We start from the raw sequence: 21,528 nt of genomic DNA on the forward strand, positions 1-21,528 counted from the left end.
CTGCCGACGGCGGGGTTTCGTCAGCCGGAACTGCCGAGCGGGTTGTCGATCTCGGCGGAATTCGCTGCCCGCTCGCCGACCCGACATCGGAAGGGCGGGGCGCACACTGCGCCCCGCCCTTCCGATGAGCTGTCGTCAGCCGGTGGCCTCCCCGTTCCCGGCGAGGATGGTGGTGATGGTCTCGGCCAGGCGGCCGAGGTGGGGTGGCTTCATGACGCCGAAGTGGTCACCGGGGATCCGGTGCAGGGCGACGTCGCCGGTGAGCTCCTGCCAGCGGGCCAGGTACTCCTCGAAGTCCTGGCCGGAGGCCACCTCGTGCTCGCCGTCGGCGAGTTCGTCGCTGGCGATCAGGTGCAGGCGCCCTCCGTACGTGCGGTGACGGTACGTCAGGCACATCTCCATGACCTCGCGCCACATCTTCGCGGACGGCAGCCACACCTCGCCGGCGCCGTGTTCCGGCAGCACGATCCCGACCTCCGGGTCGACGTCGTCCACCAGGTGTTCGAGCAGCGCCAGGGTCTCCTTCCGGAGCACGGAGGTGTCCTGCCCGGGCGGCGCGGCGGCCAGCTCGGTCAGCTTCGCCACGCAGCTCTCGATCAGCCGGTACTCCTTCCACAGCTCGGGCCGCTCGTGGTTGTCCAGCCCCGGGTCGAGCAGGAGGAAGGTGACCTCCTCGCCCTCGGCGGTCAGCCGGTGGGCCAGTTCGCTGGTGATGCCGCTGCCGCCGCACCAGCCGAACAGCCGGTACGGGCCGTGCGGCGCCGCGGCCCGCAGTTCGGCCAGGTAGCGCTCCGCCATCTGCTCGGTGGAGGGGACGGGGCCGCCGTGCTCGGCCTGGAGGCCGGGCCAGGCGAAGGCCGCGACCGGCTGGTCCGGGTCGAGGTGGGGCACCAGCGGGCGGTACCAGTGGGCGCTGCCGCCGCCGGGGTGGACGAGGAACAGCGGCGGCCTGCCGCCCTCCCGGCGGAGCCAGAGCAGCGACTCCACCGGTTCGCCGGCCTCCGCCGCGTCGACGGCCGCCGCCAGTCCGGCGACGGTGGGGTCCGCGACGAAGGAGCGTACGGTCAGCTCGATGCCGTGCCGTTCGCGCAGCAGGGCGGTGATCCGCAGGATGGCCAGCGAGTGCCCGCCGAGCAGGTAGAAGTCGTCGTCGACCCCGACCTGTTCGATGCCGAGCACCTCGGCCCAGACCTCGGCGACGGCCCGCTCGGCGGGGGTGCGCGGGGCGGTGGAGGCCGTGGCCGGGGCTGCCCCGGTGGGCGCGGGCAGCGCGGCCCGGTCGATCTTCCCGTGGGCGGTGAGCGGGAGGGCGGGCAGTTCCACCCAGGCCCCGGGCACCAGGTAGTCGGGCACCCGCCGGCGGAGCTGCTCGCGCAGCACGGCGACGTCCAGCGGGCCGGTCCCGGGTTCGAGGACGACGTAGCCGACCAGGCGCTTGTGGCCGTCCGGTCCGGGGTGGACGGCGGCCGCGGCGGACCGGACCGGCGCGAGTCCGCCGATCATGGCCTCCACCTCGGCGAGCTCCACCCGGTGGCCCCGGATCTTCACCTGGTTGTCGCGCCGGCCGACGAAGGACAGCGTCCCGTCGGGGTCGCGGCGGACGATGTCCCCGGTGCGGTAGAACCGTGCCCCGGGGTCGGTGCCGGACGGGTCCGGCACGAAGCGGTCCGCGGTGAGGTCGGGGCGGCCGAGGTAGCCGCGGGCGAGCCCGGCGCCGCCGACCAGCAGTTCGCCGGCCACGCCGAACGGCACCGGGTCGAGGTCGTCGTCGACGACCAGGACGCGGGTGTCGGTGATCGGCACGCCGATCGGCACCCCGCGGTCGGCGTCGGCCGCGGTGACCCCGCGCAGCGCCGTGCTGAAGGTGGTGCACTCGGTGGGGCCGTACCCGTTGGTCAGCGCCACGCCGTGCCCGACGGCGGTCCGCACGTGCGCGGGTGAGAGCGCGTCGCCGCCGGCGAGCACCTGCCGCACCTCGGCCAGCACCTCCGGTTCGGTCTCCACCATGTGCTGGAAGAGGCCGGCGGTGAGCCAGAGCAGCGTCACCCGGTGCCGGCGGATCACCTCGGCCAGTTCGGCGGCGGTGGTCGCCCCGGGCGGGCAGACGGCGAGCCGGGCGCCGTTGCCCAGCGCCCCCCACACCTCCAGGGTGGAGGCGTCGAAGGCGAGCGGCGCGTGCAGCAGGAGCACCTGGCCGGGGTCGAGGTCGGCGTAGTTGGGGTCGTGCACCAGCCGGACCACGGCCCGGTGGGTGACCTGGACGCCCTTGGGCCGGCCGGTGGAGCCGGAGGTGTAGGTGACGTAGGCCAGGTTGTCGGGGTGGGTGCCCGCCTCGACCGGGGTCTCGGGGAGGACGGCGAGACCGGACCACCGCGCGTCCAGGGGGACGCAACGCAGGTCGGCGATCCGCGCGAAGCGCTCGGTGTCCCGCGGGTGGCAGATCACCACCTCGGCGCGGACGTCGTCCAGGACGTAGCCGATCCGCGCGTCCGGGTAGGCGGGGTCGAGCGGGACGTAGTAGCCGCCCGCCTTGAGGACGCCGAGCATGGCCAGCACCGCTTCGATGCCGCGGTCCAGGCAGATCGCGACCGGGGTCTCGGGGCCGACGCCGAGGCCGCGCAGCAGGTGGGCCAGCTGGTTGCTGCCGGTGTCCACCTCCCGGTAGGTCAGCCGCCGTTCGGCGTCCTCCAGGGCGATCGCCCCGGGGTCGGCCCGGGCCGCGAGCAGCTCGGGCACGCAGACCTCGGGCAGCGGGCGGGTGGCGGGGGCCTCGGCGGTCAGCCGGTCCAGGGCGGGCGCCCGGAACGCCCGCGGGTCCGCGTCGGCGTCCTCGGCCATCGCGGTGAGCACGGCCAGGAAGGTCTCGCCGATCGCCGCCAGCCGCTCGCGGCCGACCCAGCCGGGGCGGCAGGTCATCCGCAGCTCGCCGGGGAAGGTCCAGACGTCGAAGGTGAACTCGTTCGGGCTGTGGTCGGTGACGGTGCCGATGTCCGCCCGGTGCTCGTCGAGGACGTGGAAGTCCAGGTAGGCGAAGACCACCTCGACCAGCGGCTCGCCGCCGCCCCACTCGCGCTGCATCGCGGGCAGCGGGTAGCGGCGGTGCGGCCACAGGGCGAGTTCCTCGGCGAACACCGAGCGCACCAGCTCGCGCCAGCTCGGTGCCCGCAGGTCGACGGCGAACGGCACGGTGTTGAGGTACATGCCGCGCACCCGGTCGCCGCCCGGCAGCTCGGGCCGGCCGTTGGTCACCGCGCCGGCGAAGAACCGGCGCTGGCCGCTGAGCAGACCGAGCACCGTGAGGTGGGCGGTGTAGAGGACGGTCTTGAGCGAGCTCTGGGTGTCGGCGGCGAGCCGGCGCAGCCTCGGCTCCAGCGCGGCCCAGGGCAGCCGTACCTCGGTGGCGGGCAGGTGCGCCTCGGCCGGGGCGCTGTCGGCGGGCAGCCGGAGCCGGTCGCGGCCGGTGATCCGCCCGCGCCAGAACTCGCGGTCGGCCGCGGAGGCCAGGGCCTGCTTCTCCAGCTGGATGAAGTCGGCGTAGCGGACCTCCGGCGGCGCGGCGGCGGGGGCGCCGGTGCCGGCGGCCAGCTCCCGGTAGCCGGCCCGCAGCTCGCCGATGACGGAGTGGTGGCTCCAGCCGTCCAGGATGGCGTGGCACTCGACGTGGGTGAGCAGCCACTCCCGGTCGCCGACCAGGTGGGCGTGGTAGCGCAGCAGCGGGGCGCGCCCGATGTCGAACGGGGTGCGCTGGGCCTCGGCGCGGAAGCGCCGGACGACCGCCTGCTGCTCCTCGGCCGGCAGGCCGCGCAGGTCGTCCACGCCGATCTCCAGGTGGAGGCCGTCGGCGGCGTGCACGAGTTGGAGCGGTTCGGAGTACCCGGAGAGGTCGAAGGAGGTGCGCAGGATCTCGTGCCGCTCCAGCAGCAGGCGTACCGCGCCGTTGAGCGCCTCGGCGGAGAACGGGCCGTCGTCGACGATCTGGAAGGTGCTGACGTTCTGGTAGGTGTTGCGCTCGGGATCGGCCAGAAGCTCGTAGACCATGCCGACCTGGACCTGGCCCATCGGGTAGGCGTCGACCAGGCCCTCGGGGAGGCGTGCGCGGTCGCCCGGGGCGAGCAGCTCGAACCGGCCGACCAGGGCGGTCTCCACCGGTGCGGCGGCCGGCCGGCCGGCCGCCAGCGGGGCCAGTTCGGCGACGGTCTGCCGGGCGAAGACGTCCTGGACGGAGAGGGCCAGCCCCTGGTCGCGCAGCGCGCCGACGGCCCGGATGGCCCGCATCGAGTCGCCGCCGAGCTGGAAGAAGCCGTCGTGCACGCCGACCTGGTCGACGCCGAGGGCGGCGGCGAAGGCGTCCGCGAGGGTCTGTTCGATCGCGTCGCGCGGGGCGACGAACGCGCCGACCAGCTCGGAGCGGGTCCGGTCGGGTGCGGGCAGCGCCTTGCGGTCGGTCTTGCCGCTGGGGGTCAGCGGCAGGGTCTCCAGCGTCGTCCAGTGCACCGGCCGCATGTGCTCCGGCAGCCGCCCGCGCAGGTGCTCGCGGGCCGCCTCGACGTCGGCCGCGGCCGGCACCAGGTAGCCGACGAGCTGCTCGTCGTGGACGGCGACGGCCGCGGCCGTGACGCCGGGGGCCTGTGCCAGCACCGCCTCGATCTCGCCGAGTTCGACCCGCTGGCCGCGGATCTTCACCTGGTGGTCGAGCCGGCCGAGGTACTCGATCTCGCCGTCCGCCCGGTACCGGGCGAGGTCGCCGGTGCGGTAGAGCCGCCCGCCGGGGGCGGTGGCGAAGGGGTCGGGCACGAAGCGGTCGGCGGTGAGGCCGGGCCGGTCGAGGTAGCCGCGGGCCAGTTGGACGCCGCCGAGCAGGAGTTCGCCGGGCACCCCGATCGGCAGCGGGCGCAGCGCGGCGTCCAGGATGTAGGCGCGGGTGTTGGAGATCGGACGGCCGATGGTGACGGGCCGGCCGGGCTCGCAGCGGACCGCGGTGACGTCGACCGCGGCCTCGGTGGGTCCGTACAGGTTGTGCAGCTCGCAGCCGATCCGCTCGTGGACGGCGGTGACCAGGTCGCCGGGCAGGGCCTCGCCGCTGCACACCATGCGGCGCACCGAGGGCAGCGGCCGCAGCGGCTCGGCGAGGAAGGCCCGCAGCATCGACGGGACGAAGTGCAGGGTGGTGATCGCCTCGTCGTCGATCAGGTCGGCGAGGTAGGCGGGGTCGCGGTGGCCGCCGGGGCGGGCCATCACCAGGGTGGCGCCGGTGATCAGCGGCCAGAAGAACTCCCACACCGAGACGTCGAAGCTGTACGGGGTCTTCTGCAGCACCCGGTCGGTGGCGTCGAGTCCGTAGGCCTCCTGCATCCAGTGCAGCCGGTTGACGATGGCCCGGTGCTCGACCAGGACGCCCTTGGGGCGGCCGGTCGAGCCCGAGGTGTAGATCAGGTAGGCCGGGTGTTCGGGGGCCGCCGCGAAGACCGGGTCGTGGCTCCAGCCGCCGGGCAGTTCGGCGGTGATGTCCACCAGGTGCGGGGTGCGGCCGGCGACCAGCGGTGTGAGCCCCGGGTCGGTGACCACGGCGCGGGCGCCGGAGTCGGCGAGCATGAAGGCGAGCCGGTCCGCCGGGTAGTCCGGGTCGAGCGGCAGGTACGCGCCGCCGGCCTTGAGCACCGCGAGCAGCGCCACCACGAGGTCGGCGCCGCGGTGCAGGCAGACGCCGACCACGGACTCCGGGCCGACGCCGAGGGTGCGCAGGTGGTGGGCGAGCAGGTTGGCCCGGACGTCGAGTTCGCGGTAGGTGAGGTCGACGCCCTCGAACCGCACCGCGGCCGCGTTCGGGGTCCGGGCGGCCTGGGCCTCGAACAGCAGCGGCAGGGTGCCGGTGGGGTAGCCGCGGCCGGTGGCGTTCCAGGTGAGGAGCTGGCGCTCGCGCTCCTCCCGGGGGAGGATCTCCAGCTCGTCGAGCGGGGCGTCGGGCGTGGTGACGGCGCTCTCCAGCAGGCGGGCGAACTGGGCGGCGAACCGCTCGGCGGTCGCCCGGTCGAACAGCGCGGTGGCGTAGTTGACGCTGCCCGCGAGCGAGCCGTCCGGCTGTTCGGCCAGGCCCACGGTGAGGTCGAACTTGGCGGTGCTCTCGCCGACCGGCAGCCGCTCCGGCGTCAGGCCGCCCATGGCCGCGGGCGCCGGGGCGCCGGCCGCGTCCTGCCACAGCAGCATCGAGGAGAAGAGCGGGGTGCGGGCCGGGTCGCGCTCGGGCGCCAGCTCCTCGACCAGCCGCTCGAAGGGCACCTCCTGGTGCCCGTAGGCGTCCAGGGCGCTCTCCCGGACCTGCCGCAGCAGCTCGGCGAAGGTGGGCCGGCCGGTGAGGTCGACCCGGAGCACCAGGGTGTTGAGGAACAGGCCGACGAGGTCCTGCACCTCGGCGCGGTCGCGCCCGGCCACCGGGGAGCCCACGGCGACGTCGCGCTGCCCGCTCCAGCGGCCGAGCAGGACGGCGTGGGCGGCCAGCAGGGCCATGAACGGGGTGGCGCCGTGTTCCCGGGCGAGTGCCGTCAGCCGCCCGGCGGTGTCGGCCGGGACGGCCAGCGGCACCAGGGCGCCGGCCGCGTCGCGCACCGGCGGGCGGGGCCGGTCGGTGGGCAGTTCCAGCGGCGCCAGTCCGGCCAGCCGCTCGGTCCAGTGGTCGAGCCGGCGCCGCAGCGCCCCGTCGGAGAGCCGCTCGCGCTGCCAGACGGCGTAGTCGGCGTACTGCACCGGGAGTTCCGGGGTGCGGGCCGGGCGCCCGGCGACGGCGTCGTCGTAGCGCTCGGCGAGTTCGCGCACCAGCAGGTCCTCGGACCAGCCGTCGCACGCGATGTGGTGCACGGTCAGCAGGAGGACGTGCTCCCGCGGGGCGAGCCGGGCGAGCACCGCGGCGAACACGGGGCCCTCGGCGAGGTCCACCGGGCGGCGCGCGCCGGTGGCCAGGTCGGCCAGCCGGGCGTTCGCGGCCGCCCGGTCGACGGCGGTGAGGTCCTCCTCGGCGAGCGGGACGGCGCCCGGCGCGTCGATGACCTGGACGGGTTCGCCGTCCACCACCGGGTACCTGGTCCGCAGGACTTCGTGCCGGTGCTGGATCCCGTCGAGCGCGGTGTGCAGCGCGGCCCGGTCGAGCGGGCCGCGCAGCCGCAGCGAGGCCGTCACCAGGTACTCGGTGCTGCCGGGCTGGAGCCGGTCGAGGATCCAGAGCCGGCGCTGGGCGGAGGAGAGCGGAAGCGGTCCGCCGCGCGGTGCCCGGCCGATGCCCTCGGCCGGGGCGACGGCCCGGCCGGCGAGTCGCCGGCGGAGCAGCTCCTGCCGCAGCCGGGCGCGGTCCTTGGTGTCGGTCATCGGTGCCCCTCCTCGGCGAGCAGGCCCGCCACTTCCTCGTCGGTGAGCGCGGTGATCTCGGCCTCGACGGCGTCGGTCACCGCCTCGGTGAGCCGGGCCACCGTGGTGGCTTCGAACAGCAGGCGCAGCGGCAGCTCGACGGCGAACGCCTCGCGGAGCCGGGCCAGGACCCGGGTGGCGAGCAGCGAGTGCCCGCCCAGGGCGAAGAAGTCGTCCTGGACGCCGATCCGCTCCACGCCCAGCACCTCGCTCCAGATCGCGGCGACCGCCTCCTCGGCGGGGTCGCGCGGGGCCAGGTGCTCGCGGGCGCCGCCGGCCAGGGCGGCGGAGGCGTCGGGCAGCGCCTTGCGGTCGACCTTCTTGCTGGCGGTCAGCGGGAGCGCGTCGAGCGGCACCCAGACCGCGGGGATCATGTACTCGGGGAGCAGCGCCCGCAGGTGGCCGCGCAGTTCGGCGACGTCGGGCATCGGGCTGCCGGGCCGGGCCACCAGGTAGGCGGCCAGCCGGCGTTCGCCCGGGGCGGTCTCCGGCGCGGTCACCACCGCCTCCTGGAGGGCGGGGTGGCGGGCCAGGGCCGCCTCGATCTCGCCGAGTTCGATGCGCAGGCCGCGGACCTTGACCTGCTGGTCGATCCGGCCGAGGAACTCGATGGTGCCGTCCGGCCGGTGGCGGGCGAGGTCGCCGGTCCGGTACAGGCGCCGGCCGGGCTCCTCGGCGAAGGGGTCGGGCACGAACCGCTCCGCGGTCAGCTCCGGGCGCCGGTGGTAGCCGCGCGCCAGCCGGACGCCGCCCAGGTACAGCTCGCCGGGCACGCCCACCGGCACGGGCCGCTGGTCGGCGTCCAGGATGTGGGCGCGGGTGCCGGGGACGGGCCGTCCGAGCGGCAGGGCCGAGGCCTCGTCCCCCTCGGCCGGCACCTCGGAGACCGGGTGCAGCAGGCAGGTGACGGTGGCCTCGGTCGGACCGTAGTTGCACAGGAAGCGGGCCGGCAGGCCGGTCTGCGCCCAGCGCCGCGCGTCGAGGCCGGTGACCACGTCGCTGCCGACGTTCATCAGCTTCAGCCCGCTCAGCAGGGGCAGGTCGGGGGACTCCAGGACGGCCCGGTAGTAGGAGGGGGTGATCTCGACGATGGTGACGCCGTGCTCGGCGAGCTTGGCGGGCAGCTCGGCGGGGGTCCAGAACACCGGGTCGGCCACCACGACGGTGGCGCCCGCGACCAGGGTCGCGGCGATCTGGTCCATCGCCACGTCGAAGGTGAGCGCGGAGAGCAGCACCACCCGCTCGCCGGGCGCGATGCCGTACTGGTCGGCGATCACCCGGCAGTGGTGGGCGTACGAGCGGTGCTCGATCATCACGCCCTTGGGGCGGCCGGTCGAGCCGGAGGTGTAGATGACGTAGGCGAGGTTCTCCGGGTGGATCCGGACGGGCTCCGGCCCGGCCGTGACGTCGGCCGGGGCGTCGGTCCCGTCCGCGAGCACCACGCGGTGGGGCCCGGTCAGCCGCTCGGCGAACGCGCCGGTGGTGACCACCAGCTCCGGGCCGGCGTCGGCGAGCATGAAGTCCAGCCGATCCGCCGGGTGCTGCGGGTCGAACGGCACGTACAGGCCGCCGGCCTTGAGCACCGCGAGCAGCACCACCACCGCTTCGACCCCGCGCTCCAGCAGCGAGCCGACGACGGTCTCCGCGGTGACCCCGAGGGAGCGCAGACGGGCGGCGAACCGGTCGGCCCGCGCGTCGAGTTCGGCGTAGCTCAGCCGCTGCTCGCCGAAGACCACGGCGATCGCGTCCGGGGTCCGCCGGGCCTGCCGGGCGAAGAGCTCCGGCACGGTGAGCCCGTGCTCCGCCACCGGGTCGAGCGCGGCGGTCCGGTCGCCCGCCGGATCGGCCCAGCGGGTGAGGGCGGTGTGCCGCTCGGCGTCGGTGAGCATGCCGAGGTCGCCGATCCGCGCGCCGGGGGTGGCGGCGACGCTGCCGATCAGGGTCAGGTAGTGGCCCGCCATCCGTTCAACGGTGGACCGGTCGAAGAGCGCGGTCGCGTACTCGAACCAGCAGTACATCCGGCCGCCGCGCTCCTTGACGGTCACGGTGAGGTCGAACTTGGCGATCTCCAGGCCGGCCCGGACGGGCTCCACGGCGGCCGCGCCGAGCCGGGCGGGGACGCCTGCCAGGTGCTGGTGCTCGAACATGACCTGGAACAGCGGATTGCGGGAGAGGTCCCGGTCCGGCCGCAGCGCGTCGACCAGGTGCTCGAACGGCACGTCCTGGTGGGCGAAGGCGTCGAGCACCGAGCCGCGGACGTGGTCCAGCAGGTCGGTGAAGGCCGGGTTGCCGCCCAGGTCGTTGCGGATCACCAGGTTGTTGGTGAAGAACCCGACCAGCTCCTCGGTCTCCTGGCGGGTCCGCCCGGCGACCGGGGTGCCCACCGCGAGGTCGTCGAGACCGGTGTAGCGCCGCAGCATCACCTGGAACACCGCGAGCAGCACCATGAACGGGGTGGCGCCGTGCCGGCCGGCCAGTTCGGTGACCGCCCGGCCGACCTCCGGCGCGACCTCGACGACCACATTGCCGCCGCGGGAGTCGCGGACCGCGGCGCGGACCCGGTCGGTGGGCAGCTCGACGGGTGTCAGACCGCCCAGGCGGTCGCGCCAGTAGGCGAGTTGGTGGTCCAGCCGGCCGGCGTCCCGCTGCTCGCGCTGCCAGTGGGCGAAGTCCGCGTACTGGACCGGCTCAGGGGCCGGCAGGGCCGGCGCGCCCTCGGTGAAGGACCGGTAGGCGAGGTCCAGTTCGCGCAGGTAGACGTTGGTCGACCAGGCGTCGAAAGCGATGTGGTGCAGGGTCAGGACGAGCAGGTGGTCCTCGGGGGCGGTGCGGATCAGGGTGGCCCGCAGCGGGTGGTCCAGGGCCAGGTCGAACGGCGAGCGGGCCAGCTCGTCGACCAGGGCGCGGGCCCGCGCCTCGGCGTCGGTGCCGCCCGCCGAGCCGGTCAGGTCCGCCGAGCCGGTCAGGTCGGTCAGGTCGGTCAGGTCGGTCAGGTCGGTCAGGTCGGTCAGGGTGAAGTCGACCGGACCGGCGGGGTCGATGATCTGGACCGGATCGCCGCCCTCGTCCCGGTACCGGGTGCGCAGCACCTCGTGCCGGGCGGAGAGCGCGTCCAGCGCGCCGCGCAGCGCCCCGGTGTCGAGCGGACCGGTCAGCCGCAGCGCCAGCGGGACGACGTACTCGTGGCTCCCGGGCTCCAGTTGGTCGAGGAACCACATCCGCTGCTGGCCGAAGGAGAGCGGCAGCGGGCGGTCGCGGCCCACCGGGCGGACGGCGTCCTCGGTGCTCGGCGCCCCGGTGCCGGCGACGCCGGCGATCCGGGCGGCCAGCCCGGCGACGGTCGGCGCGTGGAACAGCTCGCCGACGGTCAGCTCGATGCCGAAGGCGCGCCGCAGCCGCAGCACCAGCTTGATCGCGAGCAGCGAGTACCCGCCGAGCAGGAAGAAGTCGTCCTGCGCGCCGACCCGTTCGACGTCCAGCACCTCGGCCATCAGCGCGGCGACGGTCCGCTCGGCGTCGGTGCGCGGGGCCTCCCAGGCCGTCTCGGCCGGCCGCTCCGCCTCGGTGGCGGCGGGCAGCCGGCGGCGGTCCACCTTGCCGTTGGGCGTGAGCGGCAGTTCGTCGAGCGTGACGACGGCGGACGGCACCATGGCCTCCGGCAGCCCGGCCGCCAGGTGGGCGCGGAGCACCTCCGGTTCGGTCCGGGCGCCGGCGGCGGCCACCACGTAGGCGGTCAGCCGGGTGTCGCCGGTGCCGGAGCGCTGGGCGACGACCACGGCGGCGGCCACCGAGGGGTGGGTCCCCAGCAGGGCCTCGATCTCGCCGGGCTCGATCCGCACGCCGCCGATCTTGACCTGGTCGTCGACGCGTCCGACGTACTCCAGGGCGCCGTCCGCGCGGCGGCGCACCAGGTCTCCGGTGCGGTAGCGGCGGGCGCCGGGGACGGTGGCGAAGGGATCGGGGACGAACCGGTCGGCCGTGAGGTCGCCGCGGCCGGCGTAGCCGCGGGCGAGCCCGATGCCGCCGACGCACAGCTCGCCGACCACGCCGACGGGCACCAGCCGGTCCTCGGCGTCCACCACATAGGTGCGCACATTGGGCAGCGGCAGGCCGATCGGCACCTGCTCCCCGGACTCGGCCGGGTCGTAGGGCCAGGCGGTGGAGTCGATGGCGCACTCGGTGGGGCCGTAGGTGTTGACCACCTCGACGTCGACGATCCGGCGCAGCCGGGCGCAGAGCTCGGCGGGCAGCGGCTCGCCCGCCGAGCAGACCACGCGCAGCGCGTCGCAGTCGGCCAGCGCCGGCTCGTCCAGCAGCAGGCGCAGCATCGAGGGCACGCCCTGGAGCACGGTGACCCGGTGCTCGGCGACGGCGCGGGCCATCACCGCCGGGTCGCGGTGGGCGTCCCGCGGGCCGGTCACCACGGTGGCCCCGCAGACCAGCGGGGAGAGGAACTCCCAGACGGCGGCGTCGAAGCCGATGGTGGTCTTCTGCAGCACCCGGTCACCGGGGCCCAGACCGTAGCGCTCCACCGACCAGAGCACGCGGTTGCGGATCGCGGCCTCCGGGACGACCACGCCCTTGGGCAGGCCGGTGGAGCCGGAGGTGTACATCACGTAGGCGGCCTCGGTGCCGACCGCGCCGACGGGGTCGAGGCCCGGGGCGTCCGCCGCCTCGAAGGAGCGGGCGGGGTCGAGCACGAGCGTGTTCGGGTGCTCGGGCAGCTGTCCGAGCAGGGCGGCCTCGGTGACCAGCAGGCTCACCCCGGCGTCGGCGACCAGGTGGGCCAGCCGGTCGGCCGGCTGTTCCGGGGCCAGCGGCACGTAGACCCCGCCCGCGGTCAGCACCGCGAGGAGGGTGGTGACCAGGTCGGTGCCGCGGTGCAGCGCGACGCCGACGGCGCTCTCCAGGCCGACGCCGCGCGAGCGCAGCAGGCCGGCGAGCCGGCGGACCCGGTCGGCGAGGCCGGCGTAGTCGGTCTCCCGCGCGCCGGACACCACGGCGACCGCGTCCGGGGTGGCCAGGGCCTGCGCGAAGAACAGTTCGGCCAGCGACCGCCCCGGGCGTTCGGTCTCGGTGCGGTTCCAGCGGGCCAGGGCCGCCAGCTCCGCGTCGGGCACGGTCTCCAGCGCGTACGCGGGGGCGGCCGGACGGTCGGCGATGCCCGCGAGCAGCCGCAGCAGGCTCGCCGCCATCCGCTCGACGCGGGCCCGGTCGAACAGCGCGGTGGGGTAGATGAGCCGGGCCGCGAACGAGCCGTCGGGGAGTTCGGACAGGTGCAGCGAGAGGTCGAAGGCGGAGTGCTCGGTGGCCGTCCCGACCTTCGTGACGTCCAGCCCGGGCAGCCGCAGCGGGCGGCGCTCGGCGTTGTGCAGCGCGAACCCGACCTGGAACACCGGGTTGCGGGAGAGGTCCCGCTCGGGGGCGAGGTCGGCCACCACCCAGCCGAACGGCACGTCCTGGTGCTCGTAGGCGTCCAGGGTGGTCTCGCGGACCCGCGCCAGCAGGTCCAGGAAGGACCCGCGGCCGGACAGGTCGGTCCGCAGCACCACGGTGTTGAGGAACATGCCGACCAGCGGCTCCAGGGCGACTTCGTTGCGGTCGGAGACCGACACGCCGACCGCCACGTCGGGCCGGCCGGACCAGCGCGCGAGCAGCAGCTGGAACGCGGCCAGGTGCACCATGAACGGGGTCGCGCCGCCCTCCTGGCCGAGCGCGGCCAGCCGCCGCGCCAGCTCCGCCGGCACGGTGAACGGGACGCTGTCCCCGGCCGGGTCCCAACGGGCCGGGCGCCGGCGGTCGGTGGGCAGCTCCAGCGGCTCCAGCCCCGCCAGCCGCTCCCGCCAGTAGCCGCGCCGCCGCTCCTCCCGCTCGGGGTCGGCGGCCCAGGTGTCGCGCTGCCACTGCGCGAAGTCGGCGTACTGCACCGGGACCGGCTCCAGCGGCGAGGGCCGGCCGGCCGCGAAGGCGGTGCAGAGCTCGTGCAGCTCGCGCGCCAGCAGGCCCCAGGACCAGCCGTCGAAGGCGATGTGATGGACCGTCACCAGCAGGACGGCCTCCTCCTCGGCGAGCCGGGCCAGGGTCAGCCGCCAGGGCGCCCGGGTGCGCAGGTCGATCGGGGTGCGCAGCTCGGCGGCGTGCAGCTCGGCCAGCCGCGCCTCGCGGTCGGCCGCCGCCGGTGCGGTCAGGTCGACCTGGGCGAGCGGCACGGGGCCGGGCTCGTCGACGTACTGCACCCCGGTGCCGCCCTCGGTGCCGTAGCGCGTGCGCAGCACCTCGTGCCGCGCGGCGATCTCGCCGAACGCCGCCTCCAGCACCGGCAGGTCGAGCGGGCCGCGGATCCGGAACGCCTCGCACATCAGGTACTCGGTGGAGGCGCCGGAGCGGAGCTGGTCCAGGAACCAGAGCTGTTCCTGGGCGAACGAGAGCGGCAGGCCGCTGTCACCGGTGGGCATCGGAGGTCTCCAGGCGCGAGTCGGGGTTCACGACGGCCGAGTACGGCTCGGCCATGGCCACGGCGATCCGGCGCGGGCCGGTGAACGGCTCGCGGGCGTGCGCCGACAGCATGTTGTCCACGAGCAGGACGTCGTCCCGCTGCCAGTCGAAGCGCCGCCACTCGGCGCGGTAGCAGGCACGCAGGTGCGCCACGACGTCGTCCGGGACCGGCCGGCCGTCGCCGTAGTAGGTGTTGGTCGGCAGCTGCTCCTCGTCGTACATCTCCCGCAGCGCGGCGCTCACCTCCTCGCCGAGCGTGGTCACGTGGAAGAAGGCGAGGTGGTTGAACCACACCGTCTCCCCGGTCACCGGGTGGCGGTGGACCGCCTCGCGGCGGGCGCGGGTGCGCAGGCCGTCCGCGGTCCACTCGGTGGCGACGCCGTTGCGGGCGCAGTACGCGTCCACCTCGGCGCGGTCGGAGGTGTTGAAGGCCTGCTGCCACGGCACGCCGAAGCCGTCCGAGAAGTTGCGCACCACCATCCAGCCGCGGGCGGCGAACTCCTCCCGGACGGCGGGGTCGATCGCCCGGTAGACCCGGCGGGTGTCGGCGAGCGGGGTGGCGCCGAGCGTCTCCGGCGGCTCGACGCAGTGGAAGAAGAGGGTCAGCGGCCAGTCCGCCTGGTAGGAGTTCTCGTTGTGGAGGAAGATCTCCTCGTTCGGCGGGTAGTCGGTCGAGGTGTACACCTGCCCCTTGATGGTGCTGCGCGGCGAGGACCGCTCGGCGTAGGCGAGGGGGGAGCCGGACACCGCCCGCACCGCCGCCTCGAACCCGTCCACGCCGCCGACGTCGAACCCGCGCAGCAGGACCGCGCCGTGTTCGAGCAGCCGGCCGCGGACGAACGGTCGGGCGGCCGAGAGGTACGCGGCCAGGGGCGTGCCGGGAGTGTCGGCCGGCACCGTCAGGGGGAGGACGGAGCCCGCGCCGTTCTCCCGGGCTCGGTCCGCCGGCACGGGCCGGATGGAGGGGTTCGCAGTCATGCGCCTCAGCGTCGTCGCCCGGGCCACGACCCTTCGAGAGAACAACCGGCAGTCACACCGGCAGCCTTGGCGTCACGGTGACTGCGCCTCCTTCTCTGCAGCCGGGCCCGGCGGGTGCGGCAGGCTCGCTGGCGCCGCCACCGGTCACGTGAGGTTCGTGACGCGGCAGTTCACCCGAGGGAGGCCCGCCGTGGCCGAGGAAGACACCGACGACCGCACCTACCGCGTCGTCCTCAACGACGAGGAGCAGTACTCCGTCTGGGCCGCCGACCGGGACCTCCCGCTCGGCTGGTACGCGGAGGGCACCGAGGGCACCAGGGCCGACTGCCTGGCCCACATCGGCACGGTCTGGACCGACATGCGGCCGCTCAGTCTGCGCCGCCAGATGGAGCGGGCGGCCGGCTGACGGCCGGTCCGGCCCCGCGAGGTGTGCGAGAGATGACCAGCCCCGACACGCGGGCACCGGCGGGCCCCGAGGAGCGTCCGCCGGACCCGCCCGACCCGCCGAACCCGCCCGAGGCGGCCGCCGCCGAGCCGGTGGTCCCGCTGCACCGCAACCGCGACTTCCTGCTGCTGTGGGGCGGCTCGGCCGTCTCGCTGCTCGGCTCGACGGCGACCACCATCGCCTACCCCCTGCTGGTCCTGGCCCTCACCGGCTCGCCCTTCGACGCCGGCCTGGCCGGCTTCGTCGCCCTGCTGCCCGCCCTGCTCCTGCAACTGCCGGCCGGCGCGCTGGTGGACCGCTGGCCGCGGCGGCGGCTGATGATCTGGTGCGACGCGCTGCGCGCGCTCGGCGCGGCGGTCATCGCCGTCTCGTCGGCGCTCGACCTGCTCAGCCTGCCGCTGGTGCTGGCGGTGGGCTTCGCGGAGGGCGCGCTCACCGTCTTCCACGGGCTCGCCGCGCACGCGGCCGTCCCGAACGTGGTGGCGCCGGGCCAGCTCTCACTGGCCCTGTCCCGCAACGAGGCCCGCGGGCGGGGCGCCGTGATGCTCGGCACGCCGCTCGGCGGCATCCTGTTCGGACTCGGCCGGGCCGTGCCCTTCGTGGCCGACGCGCTGACCTACCTGGTCTCGCTGACGGGCCTGCTGTTCATCCGCAAGGAGTTCGAGAGCGACCGCCCGGCCCGCACCGGCACCCTGGGCGAGCAGGTCCGCGAGGGGCTGCGGTGGCTCTGGCAGCACCCGTTCCTGCGCACCACCACCCTGCTGGTGGCCGGCAGCAACCTGATGTTCCGGGCCCTGTTCCTGGTCGCCATCGTGCTGGCCACCGACGTCGGCGCCTCCTCGGCCGGGGTCGGCCTGATGGTCGGGGTCGCGGGCGCCGGCGGCCTCCTCGGCTCACTGGCCGCACCGTGGTTCGCCCGACGCCTGGGCCTGCCCGCCCTGGTGATCGCGGCGAACTGGGCCTGGGCCGTCCTGATGGTCGTGATCGCCCTCAGCCGCGACCCGTTCACGCTCACCGCCGCCTACGCGGCGATGTGGTTCGTCGGACCGCTGTGGAACGTGGCGCTCGGCAGCTACCAGCTGGGCATCACCCCCGACCGGCTGCGCGGCCGGGTGCTCGCGGCGATGAGCACGCTGTCCAACGGGGCCCTGCCGATCGGCTCGCTGCTCGGCGGCCTGCTGCTCGACTCGGCCGGCGCGCGGACCGCCGCGGTGGTCCTGGCGGTCTGGATGGTGCTGCTCGCCGTCGCCGCCTCGGCCGCCCGTACGGTGCGCAGCGTGCCCGGCCCGGCGGCGCCGTGAGGCCGGGCGGCTCCACCCCGTCACCCTGCCGACCGGCCACCGCTCCCCCGGTGGCCCCTCCCCCGGCCGCCACCGCCACCAGGCGGCGGCTGCCGACCGACGACCGCTCCCCCGACCGGGGCGACGGGCCGCCGGACAACCCCTCGATCCAGAGCTGACAGGAGGAACTAGCGTGTTCCGCACCATGCTCGGGCCGCGCCCCGATCCGACGGGGCGAGGCCACCATGCCGGAACCTGACGACCGGCCGGCCGGCGTACTCGGCACGATCGGCGGCACCCCGCTGGTCGAACTCGCCAAGCTCGCGCCGGGCCGGCACTTCACCACCTACGCCAAGCTGGAGGCCTTCAACCCCGGCGGCAGCATGAAGGACCGGTCGGCGCTGGAGATGCTCCGCGAGCGGATCCGCACCGGCGCGCTGGTGCCCGGCCGCTCGGTGGTCGTCGAGTCCAGCTCCGGCAACCTCGGGATCGGGCTCGCCCAGGTCTGCTCCTACTACGGCCTCCGGTTCATCTGCGTGGTGGACCCGCGCACCAACCGCCAGAACATCGCCATCATGCGGGCGCTCGGCGCCGAGGTCGAGGTGGTCCGCGACACCGACCCGGTGACCGGCGAGTACCTGCCCGTCCGGATCCGCCGGATCAGCGAGCTCACCGCCCGCATCCCCGGGGCGTACTGGCCCAACCAGTACGCCAACCCGCTGAACCCCCAGGCGCACCGGCGGACGATGCGCGAGATCCTGGCGGCCGTCCCCGGCGGGATCGACTACCTGTTCTGCGCGACGAGTTCGTGCGGCACCCTGCGCGGGTGCGCGGAACACGTCCGCGACCTCGGGCTGCCGGTGACGGTCGTCGCGGTGGACGCCCGGGGCAGCGCCATCTTCGGCGGCGTCCCGGCCTCCCGGCTGATCCCCGGCCACGGCGCGGCCGTGCGGCCCGCGCTCTACCGCGACGGCCTCGCCGACGAGGTCGTCCACGTGACGGACCTCGACTGCGTGGTCGGCTGCCGGCGGCTCGCCGGCCGGGAGGCGATCCTGGCGGGCGGCTCGTCCGGCGCGCTGGTGGCGGCGGTCGACCTGATGGCCGACCGCATCCCCGCGGGCTCGCGCTGCGCGGTCGTCCTGCCCGACCGCGGCGAGCGCTACCTCGACACGATCTACGACGACGAATGGGTCGCCCGCCACTTCGGCGACGTGTCCCACCTGTGGAAGGAGAAGGAGTACGCGATGAAGGTGGCACCATGCTGATCCTGGGAGCCGGGGAGGTCCGGCAGGTCCTCGACGGTGCCGAGAGCGAGGTCGTCGCGGCCGTCCGCCGCGCCTACGTCCTGCACGACCGGGGCCGCACGGCCCTGCCGCACTCGGTGTTCCTCCGCTTTCCCGACGAGCCACGCAACCGGATCATCGGACTTCCCGCCTACCTCGGCGAGGACGTCCCGGTGGCGGGCATCAAGTGGATCTCCTCCTTCCCCGGCAACACCGCCGCCGGGCTGGAACGCGCCTCCGCCGCGGTGATCCTCAACTCGATGGCCACCGGGCACCCGGAGGCCCTGCTGGAGGGCTCGCTGATCTCGGCGCGGCGCACGGCGGCCAGTGCCGCGCTCGCCGCGTCCGTCCTCACCTCGGAGACCCCCGAGACCGGCGTCAGCCTGATCGGCTGCGGCGTGATCGGCTTCGAGATCCTGAACTACCTGCGGGCCGTCCTGCCGGACCTCGGCACCGTCACCGTGTTCGACCTCGACCGGTCCCGCGCGGAGGCGTTCGCCGCCCGCTGCGCGGCCCGCTGGCCGGAGTTGAAGACCGCCGTGGCCGAGACCGCCGAGGACGCGCTGGCCGCCCACCGGCTGGTCTGCCTCGCCACCACCGCCGCCACCCCGCACCTGACCACCGAGGCCTGCCGGCCCGGCACCCTGGTGCTGCACGTGTCGCTGCGCGACCTGACCCCCGGCAGCATCCTGGGCGCCGTCAACGTCGTCGACGACGCCGACCACGTGTGCCGTGAGGGGACGTCCCTGCACCTCGCCGAACAGCAGGTCGGCAACCGGGACTTCATCAGCACCTCGATCGGCTCCGTACTCCGCGCCGACCAGCCGTTCCGGCGCCCCGAGGACGGCGTCACCGTCTTCTCGCCGTTCGGCCTCGGCGCGCTCGACCTCGCGCTCGCCGGCCTCGTCCACCGGCAGGCGCTGGAGCGGCGGCTGGGCACCCGCGTGCCGGGCTTCCTGCCGGAGACCGCCGGAGCCGCCATCGGCTGACCGCACCGGCACCACCGGGGCCCCGGGCCCGCCGTCCACCGGCGGCGCCCGGGGCCCGGCGGCATGGGGCCCGGCGCATGGGGCCCGGCGGCCGGAGGGAACAGGTCGTCGCAGGTCAAGGCCACTGCCAGTATGATGATCCCTCACCAATCGGGGGGTCAGATGAGCCAGCCGGAGCCGCCGGCCCTGGGACCACTGCTACGCGCGCACCGCCACGACGCCGGGTTGACCCTGGAGGAGCTGGCGGAGGGGTCGGGGGTCAGCGGCCGCGCCATCGGCGACATGGAGCGCGGCCACAGTCTCGGCCCGCAGGCCCGTACCGTCCAGGCCCTCGCCACCGCCCTCGGGCTCGGCCCGGCCGACACCGAGGCGCTGCTGGCCGCCGCCCGCGCGGGCCGGCGACGACAGCCGGCCACCGCGCGGCCCGGCCTCTGCGACCTGCCGCCCGCGGTGCCCGACTTCACCGGCCGCGAGACCGAGGCCGCCTGGCTCGCCCGAACCCTGGACTCCCCCGCCGGCCCACCGGTGTCGGTCGTCTCCGGCGCGCCCGGCCTCGGCAAGACCGCGCTCGTGCTGCACGCCGGGACGCGGCTGGCCGACCGGTTCGCGGACGGCTGCTTCTTCGTCGACCTGCGCGGCCTGGACACCGAACCCGTCACCCCGCACGACGCCCTGAGCCGCCTGCTCCGGGCCCTGGGTGTCCGCGAGCGCGACGTGCCGGGCGAGACCGACGAGCGCCGCGGGCTCTACCGCCGGCTGATGCGCGAGCGGCAGGCGCTCGTCGTCCTCGACAACGCCGCGCACGAGGCCCAGGTGCGCGCCCTGCTGCCCGGACCGGGCGCGGGCCGGCTCTGGGTGACCAGCCGCCGTACGCTCGCCGGGATCGAGCACGCGCGACGGCTCGTCCTGACCCCGCTGCCCGTCGCCGACGCCACCGCACTGCTCGGCGCGATCCTCGCGCAGCGCGAGGACGAGGGGGCGAACGGCGGCCCGGTCGGGTCGGACTCGTCCTCCTTCACGCGGATCTCCGAGCTCTGCGGGCACCTGCCGCTGGCGCTGCGGATCGCGGGGAACCGCCTGCTGAGCCGGCCCTCCTGGAGCGCGCGAGCCCTCGCCGAGCGGCTCGGTGACGAGGACCTCCGCCTCCAGCGCCTGACCGCCGGAGACCTGCGCATCCGCTCCGCGTTCCGGCTCTCCTACGAACAGCTCTCCGAGCCGGTGCGGCGCCTCTTCCGCCGGCTGGCACTCGTCCCGGGCGCGGACTTCGACACGGGGGCGGGCGCCGCCCTCACCGGGCTGCGGCCGGACCTGGTCGAGGAGATGCTCGACGAACTCCTCGACCTGGGCCTGCTCGGCCACACCGCCACCGACCGGCTGCTCTTCCACGACCTGCTGCGGCTCTACGCGCGCGAACGGCTCCAGGAGGAGGAGACCCCGCAGGAGACCGCCGCCGCCGAGGCGGCGCTGCACCGCTGGCTGCTCGACACGGCGGCGGCGGCCGGTCAGTGGTTCCAGCCCGGGGCGACGCCGGCCGACGGGTTCGGCTCGGCGCGCGCCGCGCAGGCCTGGCTGGAGGCCGAGAGCGCCAACTGGCTGGCCGCGCTGCGCGTGGCGGCCGCGGCCGGCCGCCACGACGAGGTGGTGCGGACGGCCGAGTCCATGCACTGGTTCTCCGACCGCTGGACCAACTGGGGCCACTGGCCCACCGTCTTCGGGCTGTCCCGCACGGCGGCCCACGCCCTGGGCGACGACGTCCTCGCGGCCACCCACGCCAACTACCTGGCCTGGGCCGTCCACTACTGCTCGCACCAGCCCCGCGAGTCCTCGGCGATCGCCGAGCAGGCGGCCGAACTCGCCCGCCGGGGCGGCGATGTCACCCAGGAGGCGTGGGCGCACTTCTACGCGGCCGCCGCCGCCATCCGGCTGGGCGAGCCGGACTCGGCGGTGCCCCGGGCCCGCCGGGCGGCCGAGCTGTTCGCACAGGCGGGCGACCGCGAAGGCCGGCCGCAGGCCCTGCTGGCCCTGGCCTCCGCCGAGGCGGCCGGCGCCGACCACGCCGCCGCGGTGGCCACCACCGACACCATCCTCGCCCTGCTCACCGACCCGGCGACCGCACCCGCCGCCCACATCAGCGACTTCACCCGGACCAACGCGCTCAACCAGAAGGGCCGGGCCCTGCTGGCCCTCGGCCGCCCCCGGGAGGCCGAGCACAGCTACGCCGAAGCGCGCACGGTGGGCGCCCGGGTCGCCGTCCCCCTGCTGCAGGCCATCGCCGCCCTCGGCCAGGCGAAGGCCCTGGCGGAACTCGGCGAGCGGGAGCGCGCCCTCGGAGCCGCCCGGGAGGCCAGGACCTTCGCCGAGACCGCCGGCGACCCGGCCCGGCTGAAGGACGCGACGGCCCTGCAGGCCACCTTGGAGGCCTCCGCGGGCTGATCCGCGCCCCGGCGGCCCCGGTTCTCGTCCCCGTCGAGGACCGATCGTTCGCGACACCTTCCCGCACCCGCCGCTCGACCTCCAAACCCCGCCCGGTCTTCGCGCAGTGCCGGGCTTCCCCCGCACGGGCCCCCGCAGCTGAGTGCCGTAGCCGCTTGTAACCGGTCGGGTACGATCCTCGGGGGTCTGCGGTGGGGGACAGCGGGCTCCGGGCCGACACCCGACTTGAC

General features: G+C 75.4%; 8 protein-coding genes. 5 read left to right on the forward strand and 3 right to left on the reverse strand.

Going from position 1 to position 21,528, the window contains the following annotated elements; genetic code table 11:
- Nucleotides 1–135 precede the first annotated feature (135 nt).
- From ACIQTO_RS29865 to ACIQTO_RS29875, 3 genes are read right to left on the reverse strand one after another with little or no spacing between them, the layout of a single operon-like run.
- Entirely contained in the window at nt 136–7,356 is a 7,221-nt protein-coding gene (locus ACIQTO_RS29865) for an amino acid adenylation domain-containing protein (protein ID WP_402394412.1), read from the reverse strand.
- Entirely contained in the window at nt 7,353–13,850 is a 6,498-nt protein-coding gene (locus tag ACIQTO_RS29870) for an amino acid adenylation domain-containing protein (RefSeq protein ID WP_402394415.1), read from the reverse strand. The genes ACIQTO_RS29865 and ACIQTO_RS29870 overlap by 4 nt, the downstream gene beginning before the upstream one ends.
- Nucleotides 13,837–14,868, reverse strand: coding sequence for a TauD/TfdA family dioxygenase (locus ACIQTO_RS29875; RefSeq protein ID WP_402394418.1), 1,032 nt, complete (start codon nt 14,866–14,868; stop codon nt 13,837–13,839). Before ACIQTO_RS29875 ends, ACIQTO_RS29870 begins: the two co-directional genes overlap by 14 nt.
- A 190-nt stretch (nt 14,869–15,058) precedes the next feature.
- On the opposite strand from ACIQTO_RS29875, the gene ACIQTO_RS29880 reads away from it, so the two are divergent.
- From ACIQTO_RS29880 to ACIQTO_RS29900, 5 genes are all read left to right on the forward strand, one after another.
- Nucleotides 15,059–15,274 carry an MbtH family protein gene (locus ACIQTO_RS29880; RefSeq protein ID WP_402394420.1) on the forward strand — a complete coding sequence of 72 codons (216 nt, stop codon included), beginning with the start codon at nt 15,059–15,061 and terminating at the stop codon, nt 15,272–15,274.
- 32 nt (nt 15,275–15,306) lie between these two features.
- The gene (locus ACIQTO_RS29885; RefSeq protein ID WP_402394423.1) at nt 15,307–16,614 is read left to right on the forward strand and encodes an MFS transporter; all 1,308 of its coding nucleotides are present in this window, start codon (nt 15,307–15,309) and stop codon (nt 16,612–16,614) included.
- 224 nt (nt 16,615–16,838) lie between these two features.
- Nucleotides 16,839–17,858: a 2,3-diaminopropionate biosynthesis protein SbnA gene (sbnA, locus tag ACIQTO_RS29890; RefSeq protein ID WP_402394425.1), complete on the forward strand. Its 1,020-nt coding sequence runs from the start codon at nt 16,839–16,841 to the stop codon at nt 17,856–17,858.
- Nucleotides 17,852–18,865 (forward strand): 2,3-diaminopropionate biosynthesis protein SbnB, encoded by a 1,014-nt coding sequence (gene sbnB, locus ACIQTO_RS29895; RefSeq protein WP_402394427.1) that lies wholly within the window; start codon nt 17,852–17,854, stop codon nt 18,863–18,865. Before sbnA ends, sbnB begins: the two co-directional genes overlap by 7 nt.
- Nucleotides 18,866–19,027: 162 nt before the next feature.
- Nucleotides 19,028–21,298: a helix-turn-helix domain-containing protein gene (locus ACIQTO_RS29900; protein ID WP_402394429.1), complete on the forward strand. Its 2,271-nt coding sequence runs from the start codon at nt 19,028–19,030 to the stop codon at nt 21,296–21,298.
- The last annotated feature ends 230 nt before the right edge of the window (nt 21,299–21,528 follow it).

Source organism: Kitasatospora sp. NPDC091207 (assembly GCF_044768625.1).
Lineage (GTDB): Bacteria > Actinomycetota > Actinomycetes > Streptomycetales > Streptomycetaceae > Kitasatospora.

Excerpts from the sequence above, each read along its gene's own strand:
- ACIQTO_RS29870 (WP_402394415.1), bottom strand. The coding sequence starts at position 13,850 with ATGCCCACCGGTGACAGCGGCCTGCCGCTCTCGTTCGCCCAGGAACAG.
- ACIQTO_RS29885 (WP_402394423.1), top strand. The coding sequence starts at position 15,307 with ATGACCAGCCCCGACACGCGGGCACCGGCGGGCCCCGAGGAGCGTCCG.
- ACIQTO_RS29865 (WP_402394412.1), bottom strand. The coding sequence starts at position 7,356 with ATGACCGACACCAAGGACCGCGCCCGGCTGCGGCAGGAGCTGCTCCGC.
- ACIQTO_RS29875 (WP_402394418.1), bottom strand. The coding sequence starts at position 14,868 with ATGACTGCGAACCCCTCCATCCGGCCCGTGCCGGCGGACCGAGCCCGG.
- ACIQTO_RS29900 (WP_402394429.1), top strand. The coding sequence starts at position 19,028 with ATGAGCCAGCCGGAGCCGCCGGCCCTGGGACCACTGCTACGCGCGCAC.
- sbnA (WP_402394425.1), top strand. The coding sequence starts at position 16,839 with ATGCCGGAACCTGACGACCGGCCGGCCGGCGTACTCGGCACGATCGGC.
- sbnB (WP_402394427.1), top strand. The coding sequence starts at position 17,852 with ATGCTGATCCTGGGAGCCGGGGAGGTCCGGCAGGTCCTCGACGGTGCC.